Source organism: Streptomyces sp. NPDC049954, from assembly GCF_040656295.1.
In the GTDB taxonomy this organism is placed as follows: Bacteria; Actinomycetota; Actinomycetes; order Streptomycetales; family Streptomycetaceae; genus Streptomyces.
Map to the genome: position 1 here is coordinate 15,073 of NZ_JBFALS010000001.1, position 13,200 is coordinate 28,272.

Annotated in this window: 13 protein-coding genes; 2 read left to right on the forward strand and 11 right to left on the reverse strand. The window is 73.9% G+C overall.

Annotated elements, in window-relative coordinates; all coding sequences use genetic code 11:
• Nucleotides 1-3 precede the first annotated feature (3 nt).
• From AB0J21_RS00065 to AB0J21_RS00095, 7 genes are all read right to left on the reverse strand, one after another.
• The gene (locus AB0J21_RS00065) at nt 4-1,116 is read right to left on the reverse strand and encodes an LLM class flavin-dependent oxidoreductase (protein WP_363143437.1); all 1,113 of its coding nucleotides are present in this window, start codon (nt 1,114-1,116) and stop codon (nt 4-6) included.
• A gap of 745 nt (nt 1,117-1,861) precedes the next feature.
• Nucleotides 1,862-3,082, reverse strand: coding sequence for an MFS transporter (locus AB0J21_RS00070; RefSeq protein WP_363144059.1), 1,221 nt, complete (start codon nt 3,080-3,082; stop codon nt 1,862-1,864).
• Entirely contained in the window at nt 3,007-3,312 is a 306-nt protein-coding gene (locus tag AB0J21_RS00075) for a hypothetical protein (RefSeq protein ID WP_363144100.1), read from the reverse strand. Before AB0J21_RS00075 ends, AB0J21_RS00070 begins: the two co-directional genes overlap by 76 nt.
• 240 nt (nt 3,313-3,552) lie before the next feature.
• Nucleotides 3,553-4,314, reverse strand: coding sequence for an amino acid ABC transporter ATP-binding protein (locus AB0J21_RS00080; protein WP_363143438.1), 762 nt, complete (start codon nt 4,312-4,314; stop codon nt 3,553-3,555).
• Nucleotides 4,311-5,207 (reverse strand): amino acid ABC transporter permease, encoded by an 897-nt coding sequence (locus AB0J21_RS00085; protein WP_363143439.1) that lies wholly within the window; start codon nt 5,205-5,207, stop codon nt 4,311-4,313. Before AB0J21_RS00085 ends, AB0J21_RS00080 begins: the two co-directional genes overlap by 4 nt.
• Nucleotides 5,208-5,242: 35 nt before the next feature.
• A complete protein-coding gene (locus tag AB0J21_RS00090) occupies nt 5,243-6,121 on the reverse strand; it encodes an ABC transporter substrate-binding protein (protein ID WP_363143440.1) in 879 nt (292 codons plus the stop codon).
• A gap of 192 nt (nt 6,122-6,313) precedes the next feature.
• Nucleotides 6,314-6,541 carry a hypothetical protein gene (locus tag AB0J21_RS00095; RefSeq protein ID WP_363143441.1) on the reverse strand — a complete coding sequence of 76 codons (228 nt, stop codon included), beginning with the start codon at nt 6,539-6,541 and terminating at the stop codon, nt 6,314-6,316.
• 230 nt (nt 6,542-6,771) lie between these two features.
• Here AB0J21_RS00095 and AB0J21_RS00100 point away from each other — a divergent pair, with 230 nt between their 5' ends.
• Nucleotides 6,772-7,140, forward strand: a complete 369-nt coding sequence (locus AB0J21_RS00100; protein WP_363143442.1) for a hypothetical protein — start codon at nt 6,772-6,774, stop codon at nt 7,138-7,140.
• Nucleotides 7,141-7,238: 98 nt separating this feature from the next.
• Complete coding sequence (locus tag AB0J21_RS00105) at nt 7,239-7,700, forward strand: hypothetical protein (protein ID WP_363144060.1); 462 nt, start codon at nt 7,239-7,241, stop codon at nt 7,698-7,700.
• A gap of 31 nt (nt 7,701-7,731) precedes the next feature.
• Here the strand turns inward: AB0J21_RS00105 and AB0J21_RS00110 are convergent, their stop codons facing one another.
• The 4 genes from AB0J21_RS00110 to AB0J21_RS00125 all read right to left on the reverse strand — a co-directional run bounded on the left by AB0J21_RS00110 (nt 7,732) and on the right by AB0J21_RS00125 (nt 12,783).
• Nucleotides 7,732-8,631, reverse strand: coding sequence for a sucrase ferredoxin (locus AB0J21_RS00110; RefSeq protein WP_363143443.1), 900 nt, complete (start codon nt 8,629-8,631; stop codon nt 7,732-7,734).
• Nucleotides 8,628-9,854, reverse strand: coding sequence for a cupin domain-containing protein (locus AB0J21_RS00115; protein WP_363143444.1), 1,227 nt, complete (start codon nt 9,852-9,854; stop codon nt 8,628-8,630). Before AB0J21_RS00115 ends, AB0J21_RS00110 begins: the two co-directional genes overlap by 4 nt.
• On the reverse strand, nt 9,851-10,195 hold the full coding sequence (locus AB0J21_RS00120; protein ID WP_363143445.1) for a BatC protein: 345 nt from the start codon (nt 10,193-10,195) through the stop codon (nt 9,851-9,853). Before AB0J21_RS00120 ends, AB0J21_RS00115 begins: the two co-directional genes overlap by 4 nt.
• A gap of 341 nt (nt 10,196-10,536) precedes the next feature.
• Nucleotides 10,537-12,783, reverse strand: a complete 2,247-nt coding sequence (locus tag AB0J21_RS00125) for a PQQ-binding-like beta-propeller repeat protein (protein WP_363143446.1) — start codon at nt 12,781-12,783, stop codon at nt 10,537-10,539.
• Between the last annotated feature and the right edge of the window lie 417 nt (nt 12,784-13,200).

The following is a 13,200-nucleotide window of genomic DNA, read 5'->3' on the forward strand; positions in this document are numbered from 1 at the left end:
ACCTCAGGCGTGCGTGGCCGCCGGGGCGGCGAATCGGTTGGCGGGACGGGGCAGGCCGAGGGTCTCGCGCAGTGTGTCGCCGGGACGGGGCGGGCGCCGCAGCCCCGCCTCGGACAGGCTCGGCAGGACCCGCTCGGTCAGGACCGGCAGGTCGACGGCGAGCACGGCCGGGTGCAGCCTGACTCCGTCGACCGTTCCGGCCAGCTCGCGCAGCAGCTCCACCAGGGCCTCGGGGGAACCGACGTGACGCAGTCGGCCCCGCTCCGGCCAGTGGGCGGCGGAGTCGAGTGCGGCGAGCCGGTCCGTGGCCGGGGTCTCGGCGTCGAGGACCACCTCCACCTCGGCGAACACCAGCGGCGTGCCCGCCACGCGTGCCGAGGCCGCGCGGGCGGCGACCTGGGCGCGGTCGGGCCGGGCGACCAGGACCACGTCGGCCCGCGAGTCGGCGTCCAGCCCGTCCGGGGCGAGGACGACGACCTGCCCCTGCGGCGGACGCGGGGTGATCAGAGGCCCCTTCACGGCGAAGGCGGCACCCTCGAAGTCGATGTGGTGCACCCGGTCCGAGTCCAGGAACCGCCCGGTCGCGGTGTCCCTGATCACCGCGTCGTCCTCCCAGGAGTCCCACAGGGCGCGGGCGGTGTCGATGACGTCCGCGGCCTCCCGGAGCACCTGCGTGGCGGTCAGTGGCCCCTCCCCCACGGTGGCGAGGTCCTCCACGCCGGCCGCCGCGCCGACCACCCAGCCGGCCCTGCCGTGCGAGGCGTGGTCCAGGCTCGCCAGCTGGGTGGCGAGGTGGAAGGGCTCCGTGGTGGTGACGTGCAGGGTGGGCGCGAGTCCGATCCGGTCGGTCAGCGTCGAGACGTACGAGGCGCGGGTCCCGGCCTCCAGGCGTCCGGCGGCGCCTCGGCCCGCACCGGCCGGTCGAGGCGCGTCGGCGAAGGTGACGAGGCTGAAGCCCGCACCCTCGGCGGTACGGACCACGTCCCGCACCGCCGAGGGTGACAGGACGGCGCGGGGTGGACGCCCCGAGTGCCGCCACGCGGCGGGGTGGGCCCCGTCGCCGTCGGCTTCGAGGGTGAGATGGAGGCCGGGAGGCGGGGCGTCGCGGTCGGTCATGGATATGCTCTCCAGTCGCGAAGTGGGCTGTGGGGCGTGGGTGGGTCGGGTGTCCGGCACAGGTCCGCGCGGGGCTCCCCCGGCCGGCCCCGGCGGTCGGCGCGGTCGCGACCCCGGTGGTCGTCACGGAGCCGCGGTGCGGTGACGTCCCTGGGGCGCGGTGTGCCGGAACGGGGCGAGCGGGAGGGGTGACTCAGCGGCGCGGGGCGGGCCCCGGACACAGCGCGCTGCTCACCCGGAGCAGGTCGACGTGGCGCCGGACGACGCGCAGGAACTCGCAGGACCCGCCGCGGCACGGCTCGCGGCCGTCGCGTCGGGCGGAGGATCGTGCCTGCACGACTGTCACCTCACAGCCACCTGGTCGGTCGGCGGCCCGGGACGGGCTGCGGACACGGTGATCGCTGTGCACGTTAATCGCCCGGACCCAGCCGAACAACGCCGCGCCGGACCGCCGGGACCGGCCCCCGCGAACGCCGTCCCGCGCAGCTCTCCCCCGCGAGGCGGTCCTGACGTGCGAGAGCGCACCACGCGCACGCGCCGATCGTCCTCGCGCGCGACACCGGTGGCCGCCGGGCCGACCGCCGATGTTCACGCGCGTTCACGCGGGCGCAACGCTGCGGCTCGGTTCCGTGACCGCCGCTCCTGCCACCCCGCCCGAGGGGCAGCGCGGGCCGGGCAGGCCAGACGCGCCCTCGGTCACCCAGTGGACGGTGGCCTGGTGGGTGGTGGGTGGTGGGTGTCGTGGTCACGCGGTCTCCTCGGGGACGGGGGCGGGCGCACCCGCGGGCGCGGCGGGGCGTTGGTGGACGGTGGCGCGGCGCAGCGCGGACAGGGCGAGGCCGATCAGGAGCAGGCCCACGCAGACGGCCGTGGACAGGGCGAACGCGGCCCGTGGGGTCCCGTCCTCGTGTGCGGCCCCACGGAGGTAGACCCCTGACACGGCGCTGAGGCAGACGGCGGCGGCGATGCGCTGGGCCATCTGCAGCACTCCGCCGGCCAGTCCGGCCGCCTCGGCGGGGGCGTGCTGGAGCACCTGGGCCTGGTTGGGCGAGACGGTGAGCCCCGAGGCGGCGCCCACCGCCACCTGGGCCGCGGCGAGCGCCGCGGGAAGCGCCGCGACGGGCACGGTGAGGGCCACCGCGGCGCTCGCCACGAGCGCGCAGACGCCCAGGGCGAGGCCCACGCTCACCGCGCGCGGACCGATACGGCGCACCACACGCCAGGCCACCGCCGACGACAGGCCCATGGCGAGCGCCGAGGGCAGCGTCACCGCGGCGGTGGCCAGGGCGGGCAGGCCCAGCCCTGCCTGGAGAAACACGGTCAGCACGAGCGAGGCGGCCATCGAGGAGCCGAACTGCGCCATCGCGACGGCGGTCCCGAGGAGGTACGGCTTCGAGGCCGCCAGGGCGGGATGCAGCAGGGGCTGCCGTTTCGCCCGGGCGCGCCGGCGCTGCCGCACGTACAGGGCGGTGCCCGAGACACCCGCCGCCAGCGCCCACAGTGCGGCGCCGCCGAGAGTGTCCGGGGTGGTGATGAACGGCAGCATCAGCGTCAGCGTGAGCGCTCCGGCCAGCAGGAGGCCGCCCACGTCGAGACCGCTGTGCCGGGCGGTGCGGCGCGGTGGGGGCAGCCGGCGGGAGGCGAGGAACAGGGTGACGACGGCGCACGGGGCGCTCAGTAACAGGCACAGCCGCCAGCCCGAACCGGGACCGAATCCGGCGACGAGCGCCCCGCCGAGAGCTGGTCCGAGCCCCGCCGCGAGACCGCCGACGACCGCGTACCGGCCGAGCGCCCGGGACCGTTCCTCACCGGTGAAGACGTCCTGGAGGAAGCCGATGACCTGCGAGTTGACGAGTCCCGCGCCGGCGCCCTGCACCAGGCGGGCGGCGATCACGGTGCCCGGGGCAGCCGCGGTGGCCGCCACCAGTGCGGCGGCCAGGAAGGCGGAGAGTCCCAGCAGGAACAGGCCCTTGCGTCCGCGTACGTCGCCGAGGCTGCCGCCGGGTACCAGGCGAGGCCGAAGGCCAGTGAGTAACCGGACACGATCCACTGGATGCTGGAGGGCCCCGCTGTCAGCGCGTCACGCAGCGACGGCAGGGCGATGTTGAGGACCGACTGGTCGACGAGAGTGGTGCCACCGGCCGCCAGGCACACCACGAGCGCGCGGCGGCCCGCACGGCCTTCTTCTCGCTGCATGCTCACCTGTGTCCGTGAAGCCGTGGTGGTGGGGGGGGTGCGTCGGGGGTCGCGGGCGTCAGCGACAGGTATGGCCGAGGCGGTCCGCCCGGCGCCCGGCCCGGAAGGGGACGACGAGGAGCATCCCTCGTGTCCGGCCGGTGGTGTCCATGCCCGGAATCACATCACAGGCGCACGCACAAGCCCTGTGCTGTTGCGAGGTGTTCATACGGTCGCCACGCCCGCAGTGGTGTCGGCCGCCTACAGCCGCCCGGCCTCGACGATCCGGCGCAGGAACTTCTGGGTGCGCTCCTCCCGGGGACTGCCGAAGACCTCCTCGGGGGTACCGCGTTCCAGCACCACTCCGGCGTCCAGGAAGCAGACCTGGTCGGCGACCTCCCGTGCGAAGGCCATCTCGTGGGTGGCGATGACCATGGTCATGCCCTCGTCCTTCACCTCGCGGACCAGGCCGAGCACCTCGCCGACCAGTTCCGGGTCCAGGGCTGCGGTGATCTCGTCCAGGAGCAGCAGCCGGGGCCGTACCGCCAGGGCCCGCACGATCGCCGCCCGCTGCTGCTGTCCGCCGCTGAGCCGGTCCGGGTACTCGTCGGCCTTGGCGGCGAGCCCGAGCCGTTCCAGCAGGGCGTGGGCGCGTTCGGCGGCCTCCTGCCGGGAGAGCCCGTGGACGCGTCGCGGGGCCAGCGTGATGTTCTGCAGGACGGTCAGGTGCGGGAAGAGGTTGTACGCCTGGAACACCACGCCGATCCGGCGGCGTACCGCGTCCGGGTCGGCTCGCGGATCGGTGATCTCCTCGCCGTCGAGCCAGATGGCACCGTCGTCCACCTCCTCCAGGAGGTTGGCGCAGCGCAGCAGGGTGGACTTCCCCGATCCCGAGGCGCCGATCAGGGCGGTCACGGTGTGCGGGGCGACGTCCAGGTCGACCCCCCGCAGGACCAGCGAGCGGCCGAAGGACTTGCGGACCGCCTCCATCCGCAGCACGGGGGCCGACTCCGGCTCGCTCATACGATCCCTCCCTGGGCCCGCCGCCGGTCCATGCGGGCCGTCACCCAGTCGGTGAGCCGTGTCATCGGGATGGTCAGTGCGACGAAGACCAGTCCGGCGACGACGTACGGGGTGTAGTTGAAGTCCTTGCCGGCGATGATCTGGGCCGCGTAGACGGCGTCGACGGCACCGGCGATCGACACGAGCCCGGTGTCCTTCTGGAGCGACACGAGGTCGTTGAGGAGCGGCGGCACCACGCGGCGGACCGCCTGGGGCAGTACGACGAAGCGCAGCGTCTGGCCGCTGCTGAGCCCGAGGGAGCGGGCCGCGGCGCGCTGCGAGGGGTGCACGGACTCGATGCCCGCGCGAAAGACCTCCGCGACGTACGCCGAGTAGGTCAGTACGAGGGCGGCGCCGCCCAGGAGGACCGGGTCGGTGGTCACGCCCTGGAGCCGCAGCGCGGGCACTCCGAACACCACCATCAACAGGCAGATGATGAGCGGCAGTCCGCGGAAGAAGTCGGTGTACGCGGTGGCCAGCGCCCGCACCGGGAAGAACACCGGACCGCGCAGGGTGCGGACCACGGCCAGCAGGAGGCCGATCACGAGGACGGCCGCGCCGCACACCGCGAGCATCCGCAGGTTGAGCCACAGCCCCTCCAGGACGCGCGGGAGGGCCACGCGCGCGTAGTGGGCGCTGAAGAAGGTCTCCCTGGCGCGGTCCCAGCCGGGCGAGTTGGTGATCAGGAGATACAGCACGGCAGCGGTCACGAGGGTGCTGATCGCGGCGACCGCCGTCGCGCGCCGGGTACGGGACCGCCGGTGCCGTTCGCGCGCGATGCGGCGCTGCGAGGGGACGTAGGCGTCCTCCTCGTCGGCGAGCACCTTGTGCGGAATCTGCGATGTCCGTGGCATCTGCGGTGTTGGCGGTGGCTGTGGTGTTTGCGGTGTCATCTGAGCACCGGTGCGTCGACGGCTTCGGAGAGCCACTTCTTCTCCAGGCCGGCGAGCGTGCCGTCCTCGCGCAGGGCGTCCACCGCCTCGCTCACGCAGGAGGTGAGCCCGCTCTCCCGGTCGAGGACGAGCCCGAACTGCTCCGGTTTCGCTCCGGAGTCCGGGAACTGACCGACGACCTTCGCCTCGGGCACCTCGGCCCCGGTGATGTAGAAGGCGGTGGGCAGATCCACCACGATGGCGTCCACCTGGCCGTTCTTCAGGGCGGACTTGGCGAAGTCGTTCTTCTGGTAGACGGCGGGCCGCTGCTCCGGTTTCACCAGGTCGTTGATGAAGTCGAGGCTCGTGGTACCCACTTGGGCGCCCAGCTTCACGTCCTTGAGGTCGGCGACGCTCTTCGCCCGGGCGGCCTTGGACGATTTCAGGGCGATGACGGCCTGGCGGACGTCGTAGTAGCCGGAGGAGAAGGCGACGGCCTTCTCGCGTTCCTCGCTGATGGAGACCTGGTTGATGTCGAAGTCGAACTTCTTGGCGCCGGGCGCGAACGAACTGTTGAACGGCACGTTCTGCCAGACCACCGCGTCACGGCCGTAGCCGAGCCGTTTCGCCACGGCGTACGCCACCGCCGACTCGAACCCCTTGCCGCTGGACGGCTTGTCGTCGACGAACCAGGGCGCGTACGCGGGCTTGTCGGTACCGACGGTCAGCTTCCCCGGTACCTCGGTCGCGAGCTTTCCCGGTGCGCACGTCCCGGTCGCATCCCCTTTGCCCGAGGGGGCTTTCCCCTCCGGTTGGGGAGAGCAACCGACAAGTGCGGCGCACAGAGCGACGGCAGCGCAGAAGGCTGTGACCGGGGCGCGGTTGACGAGAAGCATGGGCAGAGCCTCGCAGTGCCCGGACCGGTCTGTCGAGACAGTTGTCCGCATACTGGGAGCGGGTGTTGCGGCCGTGTGAACGCGCCCGGCGGTCACCGGGAAGGCAGGGGGTCTGCCCCGGACCCGGCCGCGCCGCGGGAGCGGCGACGGCCGAGGGAACGAGGTGGAGGGTGAGGGCGGGCGGCGCCCGTTTCACTCCCCTCGCGCGGACTCCTGTGCGCGGGGGTTGGGCGAGAGCGCGTCACCGCTCTCCCCCGCGTGCCGGTGCGGCCTGCCGGGGCCCTTCTCCCCTGTCTCCGCCTCTTCGAACTCCTTGAGGACCTCCTCGGCGGCGGTCTTCGGCACCGCTTCCCCACGAGTACCGGACCGGGCGCCGGAAGCCTGGTCGTTCGCACGTCCCTGCCGGTGGTTCTCCGTCATGACGCTCCTCTCACCGCTCTTCTCGCCCCGCGGGGCCTGAGTGGATCAGGTGCCCGGGACGGCGGGCGTCATGCGTGGCCCGGCCCGGGCGGGCAGATCCCCCGCCGACGTCCGTGACCTGCCGCTTCCCGCCCCCGCCCGCCCGGCGCACACCCGGCGAGGCCGTCCGCGGCGACGCGGTACGATCCCGTGCCGAGGACACACAGTTCGCGTACGGCACGGGGGCAGGCATGAGCGGGACGGACGAGGCACGGCCGAGAGCCGGAGGGCCCGCGAGGGCGCGGCTTCCCACGAACCGGGCAGCCAGGGTCAGCGGGTTCTTCGCGCTGGGCGGTGTCGCCTCCCTCGCGAACTTCGCCACCGGCATCGCCTGGCTCAACCCCGGCGTCTTCGTCGGCATGGCCATGGTGTGCGCGCTGATCGCCATTCCGGCCGGGCACGTCGGCCGCTTCCGGGGCCGTCGGCTGGACGGCGTCGGGCGGGGGCTCTCCTTGACGGCGATCCTGACCGGGTGGGCCGTACTGATCGTCTGCCTGCTCGCGATCCTCGTCTTCGTGGGGCTCCTCGCGGGCGCCGCGTTTCTCGTGGACGGCACCTGAGCGCCTGCCCCGCCGCGTCCACGCACCGCCTGGAATCCTCGCCGCATTCCGTCATGTTTCGGACAGGACGGTCGGCGGGAATCCAGTCGGGCATGATCATGATGCGGAACCTCGTACGAGGTGGCGTCGCGGGCGCCGCCGGAACGACCGTGCTGAACGCCGTGACCTACGCCGACATGGCGTGGCGGGGCAGGGCCTCCAGCGGGGCTCCCGCTCAGGTCGTGGACAAGCTCGCCCGGGCGGCGGGCCGTCCGGTGCCCGGTGCGGGCGACAGCCGCGGCAACCGGCTCACCGGACTCGGGGCGCTGTCCGGCATCGCCGTGGGCTGCGGCACCGGAGTGGCCGTCGCCCTCCTGCGCCGTGCGGGCGCCCGTATGCCGTGGTGGCTGGGCGGCGTGGTCACCGGAGCCCTCGCCCTGGCCGCCACCGACCTGCCCATGGCGGGGCTGGGGGTCAGCGACCCGCGGAGCTGGTCGGCCGGGGACTGGGCCTCGGACGCCGTTCCGCACCTCGCCTACGGGCTGGTGACCTACTCCGTCCTGACGGCCGGGGAGCGGTGAGGGACGACGCCCCGGGGAGAGCTGACCTCTTTCAGCGGACGCGGATCGACGTGACCTCGTAGACGAGGGCCGGGCTCAACTGCGGGCCCCGGCAGGTCAGCTGACGCGGCGATGTGCGGTGGGAGCGCACCTCGACGTCGAGGGCCGTCGGCAGAGTCGGGTGCAGCCCGACGACACGGATGCTCCAGTGGTTGTCGACGCGGGTCGTCCCGGCGACGGCGTAGTCGTGCCGGCCGGCCGGGCCGAAGCGTCCGAGGACCGCTGCCACAGCCGCCTGCTGCGGCGGAAAGAGGTCCGTGTACCCGCGCAGGTGCGCCGCGTGCACACGGCCGGCCAGGTGCTCCGCGACGGCTTCGACGGATGATGCGGCGTCGAGGCCGCCGTAGTAGACACCGTCGGGTGCGAGGACGACGTTCGCGGCGAACCTGTCGCCGCCCACGTGCGTGCACTCCCACACCAGGTCCGGCCAGCGCTCGCTCAGGGTGCGCGCCGCGGGCCGCCCGCGCACCGCGCAGCAGGTGTCGTGCCGGCCGTGGGCGCACACGAGCACTACGGGAGGAAAGCCGGGTTCACCGGGGGCGCCGAGGGCCCCGGCGATCTCCGCCAGATCCTCGTCACGCCTCCACGTGCCCCACTGCTGGCGGTGGGCACCGCAGTGGTCGTAGCGCAGTACCGCCCAGCGCCGGGGCCCCTCGGGCGCGCGGCGTCCGTGCCGCCTGACCAGGAGCACCCGTGCCCGCACCGCCTGGGCGGCGCGGTACACGAGCGCCTTGGTCCCGGGCTTGAGGGCGAGGCCGTCGAAACCGTTGGCCGGCCAGCCGCCGCGGTACTCGACGAGCACCCAGACGACACCGTACGGCGCCGTGCCCGTGATCGAGTCACCTCGGGCCTCGGCGGCCTCGGCGCAGAAGAAACGTTCCCTCGCGGTCACGGCGGCGAGGTCGGTGGTCTACGGTCTGCGGGCACGAGGACGCCCGCGCGCAGCAGCCTCCCGACGAGGCCGACACCGAGCTCACCGGCGGTGCGGACCGCGCCGTCGAGCAGGCGGGCCACCGCCGGCAGGTCGTGTTCCGGGAAGTCGAGCCAGCCCACGCGCGTGGTCAGACGCCTGCCGTCCAGCCGGGCCTCCAGCGCCTCACGGAGCCGTACCCGCGACCGGGGGCCGAGCCCGTCCACGGCCGCCCGCTGGGCCAGCGGCCCGAGCGGTGCCGGGCGCCCCTGGCGCCGCCGCGTGCGGTGGAACAGCGCGGAGGGATCGGCCTGCGCCAGGGCTTGTACGAGGCGTTCGCGGACCGGGCCGATCTCGTCGGCCGGCCCGTCCACGCCCAGCGGCAGAGCGGCGCGCATCGCGGGATCGTCCCGCAGCGCCGCCAGTGCGGACTGGGCGAGCTGTTCGGCCAGCGCGTACCGCGTCCAGCTGTGGACCCCGAGCGTCAGGTGGATCGACACCTCACCCTGCGCCCGGGCGGCGTGCAGCCAGCCCCGCGGCAGGTAGAGGACGTCGCCGGGCGCGAGCACGGTGTCGATGTACGGCGTGCCCTTCGCGGCCTCGGCGACGGCGGCGCGGCGGTCGGTCCAGGGCTGGTCGCGCAGCGGGTCGGGGTGCACGGGGCGGTGGATGAGCCAGCGCTTGGTGCCCTCGATCTGCAGGACGAAGACGTCGTGGACGTCGTAGTGGTCGTCGAATCCGCGGTTCTGGGGCGGAGTGACGTAGGCGTTGGCCTGTACCGGGTGCCCCAGCTCGGTGCTCAGCCGGGAGCTGAACTCCCCGACCGGACCCCAGGTGCGGTGCAGCGCCTGCAGGACGAGGGTGGCGCCGTCGGCGAACTCGCGCCACAGGGCGGTGTCGTCGAGCTGGTCGGCGACGGTGGCGCCGACGCCCGCGGACGAGGTGAACGACGGCTCCGGAAGGGTGGCGCCGTCCCTTGCCACCCGCAGGAACGGGGTGCGCAGTCCGCGACGCGAGACCAGTTCGTCCACGGCGTCGGCGGAGAACAGGTCGCGGAAGTCACTCGCGCCCCGCGTGAGCAACGCCGTGCGCGCCCACACCGCGCGGGCGAACTCCTCCCGGGGCAAGCCGGTCAGACGGGTCTCCAGAACCCCGGCACCCGCTGTGGGGCCGGGGTTCTGGAACTCGGTGCGCGAGGCGGTCAAGAGCGGTCGCCGGATTCGTCGGCGCCGCCGTCCGCACCACCGTCGTGCACCCCGGGCGTACCCGACGCCCCGCCGTCCGCCGGCCCCTCCGCCCCACCATCGGCACCACCGTCATGCACCCCAGGCGTACCCGACGCGCCACCGTCCGCCGGGCCCTCCGCCCCACCGTCCGCACCACCGTCCGCACCACCGTCATGCACACCCGGCGTACCCGACGCCCCGCCGTCCGCCGGCCCCTCCGCCCCACCGTCCGCACCACCGTCATGCACCCCAGGCGTACCGGCCGCGCCACCGTCCGCCGGGCCTTCTTGCTGGTTCGGGTCCTGCTCGGGGTTGGTCATCGGTCCTCCCGCGCATCGCATGGCTGGGGCACCCGGTCCCGTACTGGAGCCGAGCACCAGGCAGGGGGAGCCCTCGTGGGCACCGCCGCGATCAGCGTACTGCTATGGGCGGAAAGTATCGATTTGGGAGGAAAAGCTCTCCGGGTGCGGTCACGGGGCTGTCGTGCGCGGCGCTCTCCGGCGGGCCCAGCCCCGATGGCCGCCCTCCGTCCGCTGCCCGGGCTGCTGCGGGAGCACGCCGCGTGCTGGCCGTCGTCTCTGACTCCCCCGTCGCCGCGTTGGCGACCGAGGGGGTCCCTGAGGTGTCCGCGGGGCGGGGTGGACGGCCGACGCCGCCGGGCTCAGCGCGCTTTCGGCGGCTTCTGCGTGTCGAAGGCGAAGAGGGTGTTCTTGTCCGCGGCCACGATCACCAGGCGTCCCGCGACGGTCACGCGGGGGCTCGCGCCCTGCTCGCCCGTCAGGCCGTCGGCCTGCGGATCTGTCGTCCACCGGAGGCTGCCGTCGTTCGGCGACAGCGCGACCACCCGGCCGGTGGCCGAGCTGAAGTACAGTGCGCCGGCCCCGGCGGCGGGCCCCGAGGCGCCTTCCACGCCCGTCTGCCGCGACCACTTCTTCCGTCCGGTCGCGGGGTCGATCGCCGTGACGAGACCGGTCTGTCCGCTCACGTAGACGGTGCCGTCCGCCATGCCGGGCGTCCCCGCGTAGGTCCTGGCCAGCCGGGAGTACGTGACCTTCCGCGAGGCCGGGTCGACGCGCGCCACCCCGTCGTAGCCGGCCGACGCCGTCCCCTCCATACGTTCCTGAAGGAGTACCAGCCTCCCGCCGGCGACGCCCATCGGCACGGCGGGACCGTCGACCGCGATGGGCTCGCCGAGTGTCCCCGAGCCCCGGTCCACCGCGTACAGGGTGGGGTGGCGCACCTCCGAGGCGTCCACCTCCGCGGCCGTCGCGCACATCGCGAAGAGCCGCGGGCCCACCGGGACGGGGGCGCACTGCGTACCTGCGGGGAAGGACGTCGTCCAGGTGACCTCACCGCTGTGCGCCTCGCGGGCTTCGAAGCGGGAGTCGGAGGCATCGACCGTCACGACGGTGGAACCGGCGACCACGGCGTCCTGAGTCCGCCCCGTGACGGCCCGAGACTGGGCGCCGGACGGTACGGACCACAGCTCCCGGCCGCTGTCCGCGTCGACGGCCACCACCTCGTCGGCCGGGTCCCGCGGGGCGTCCTCGGCGGCGAATCGGTAACCGAGCACCGTATCGTCGGTCGCTCCCACCAGGTGCATGCCCTGGACGGGGACGCCCGGGCTCTTCACCGTCCACGCCCGCGAGCCGTCCACCGTGCTGACGCGGGTCGCGACGACGCCGCCGCCCCCGCAGAACAGCGCCTCACCGCGCCCGACGCACCGCAGTTCGTCGGGGATGTCCGGGCGACCGCCCCGCACGGTCGTACGCCACGGTGTGAAGCCGTCCGGAAGCGCGGCGCCCGGCACCGCGACGCTGTCGCCCTCCTTGTCACCGCCGCTGTTCCCGTCGCGGCTGCCCGCCTCCAGCACGGCGACTCCCCCGCCGATCGCCGCCACCGCCACCGCGGCCGCGAGCACAGGACGCCACCGGCTGCGCAGACGGCGGCCGGCGGGTACGGAGAGGCTACTGGTGTCGCGACCGGCCGGGTCGGTGGGCAGGGCGGTCGGCGCCGGTGTGGCAGGCCCCGCGGAGTGCTGCTGAGTGATCACGTCGCGGGTGCGGCCCGCGTCGGCCCCGGGGGCGTCGCTCCCCCCGAGGTCGGCGGGCAGGTCCCGCAGCAGCACGAGGAGTTGGTCGGCCGAGGGTCGCTCCTCCGGCTCCTTGTCCAGGCACGACTCGACGACCGCGCGCAGAGCCGGCGGCACGGCTCCCAGCGACGGCTCCTCGTGCACCACCTGGTACGCCGTCATGTACGGGCTGTCCGCGTCGAAGGGCCCGCGTCCCGTCGCGGAGTACACCAGCAGCGTCCCCAGCGAGAAGACGTCGGACCCGGGCCCCACCCCACGCGGTGTCTGCAACTGCTCCGGCGACATGAAGGGCGGCGTGCCGATGACCCGCCCCGTCATCGTCAGCGTCTGCTGGTCCACGGCGCGCGAGATGCCGAAGTCGATGACGCGCGGCCCCTCGGGGGAGAGCACGACGTTCGAGGGCTTGAGGTCACGGTGGACGACCCCCACCCGGTGGATGTCGCGCAGCGCCTCCGCCAGCCCGATGGCGAGTCTCCTCAGCTCCGCTCCGTTCAGCGGCCCCTCCATGGCGATGCGCTGGGCGAGCGTGTGCCCCTCGATGTAGGTCGTCGCCATCCACGGCTGCTCGGCCTCGGGGGCCGCGTCGACCACGGCGGCGGTGAACGCGCCGCTCACCCGCCGCGCCGCCGCCACCTCCTGACGGAAACGGATACGGAACTCGTCGTCCCCCGCGAACTGCTGGTGGATCAGTTTGATCGCGACCGGCCGTCCCGAACTCGTCCGGGCCAGAAAGACCGTGCCCATCCCACCCGAGCCGAGACGCGCCTCAAGCGGGTAGCCGCCGATCTCGACCGGGTCACCTCCGCGCAGCGACACTCTCGCCGACCTCCTGTCCCCCAGGCACCTCTGCCGAGCGTGCGTAGCTGTCCTGCACACAAACCTAACGGCAGGGCCGGGCAGGAGAACACGGCGGGTACGTACGGGGAGCGGGGCCCGAAGGCGTCCTGGACGGTTCGGCGGTGACGACCTTGCCGGAAGGGCCCTCGGCCACGATCCGGCCCGACTCGGTCCACTCGACGTGGCCCCGGCGGGCCCCGGCCCCGATCCGGGCTCAGCGGCCACGTCGGCGGCAGTGGCCGGGCCGGGCACGAAAGGGACGCACCGGAGCGACCCACCCACCGAGGAGGCTCAGCCGCGCCGAGCCTCCGATGTGTCTCCGTTCGTGCCCGCCGAACCCCGTTTCGAGATCGCGTGGTCATCACCTGCTGGTTCGGCTCCGCGTCCAAAGCGGCC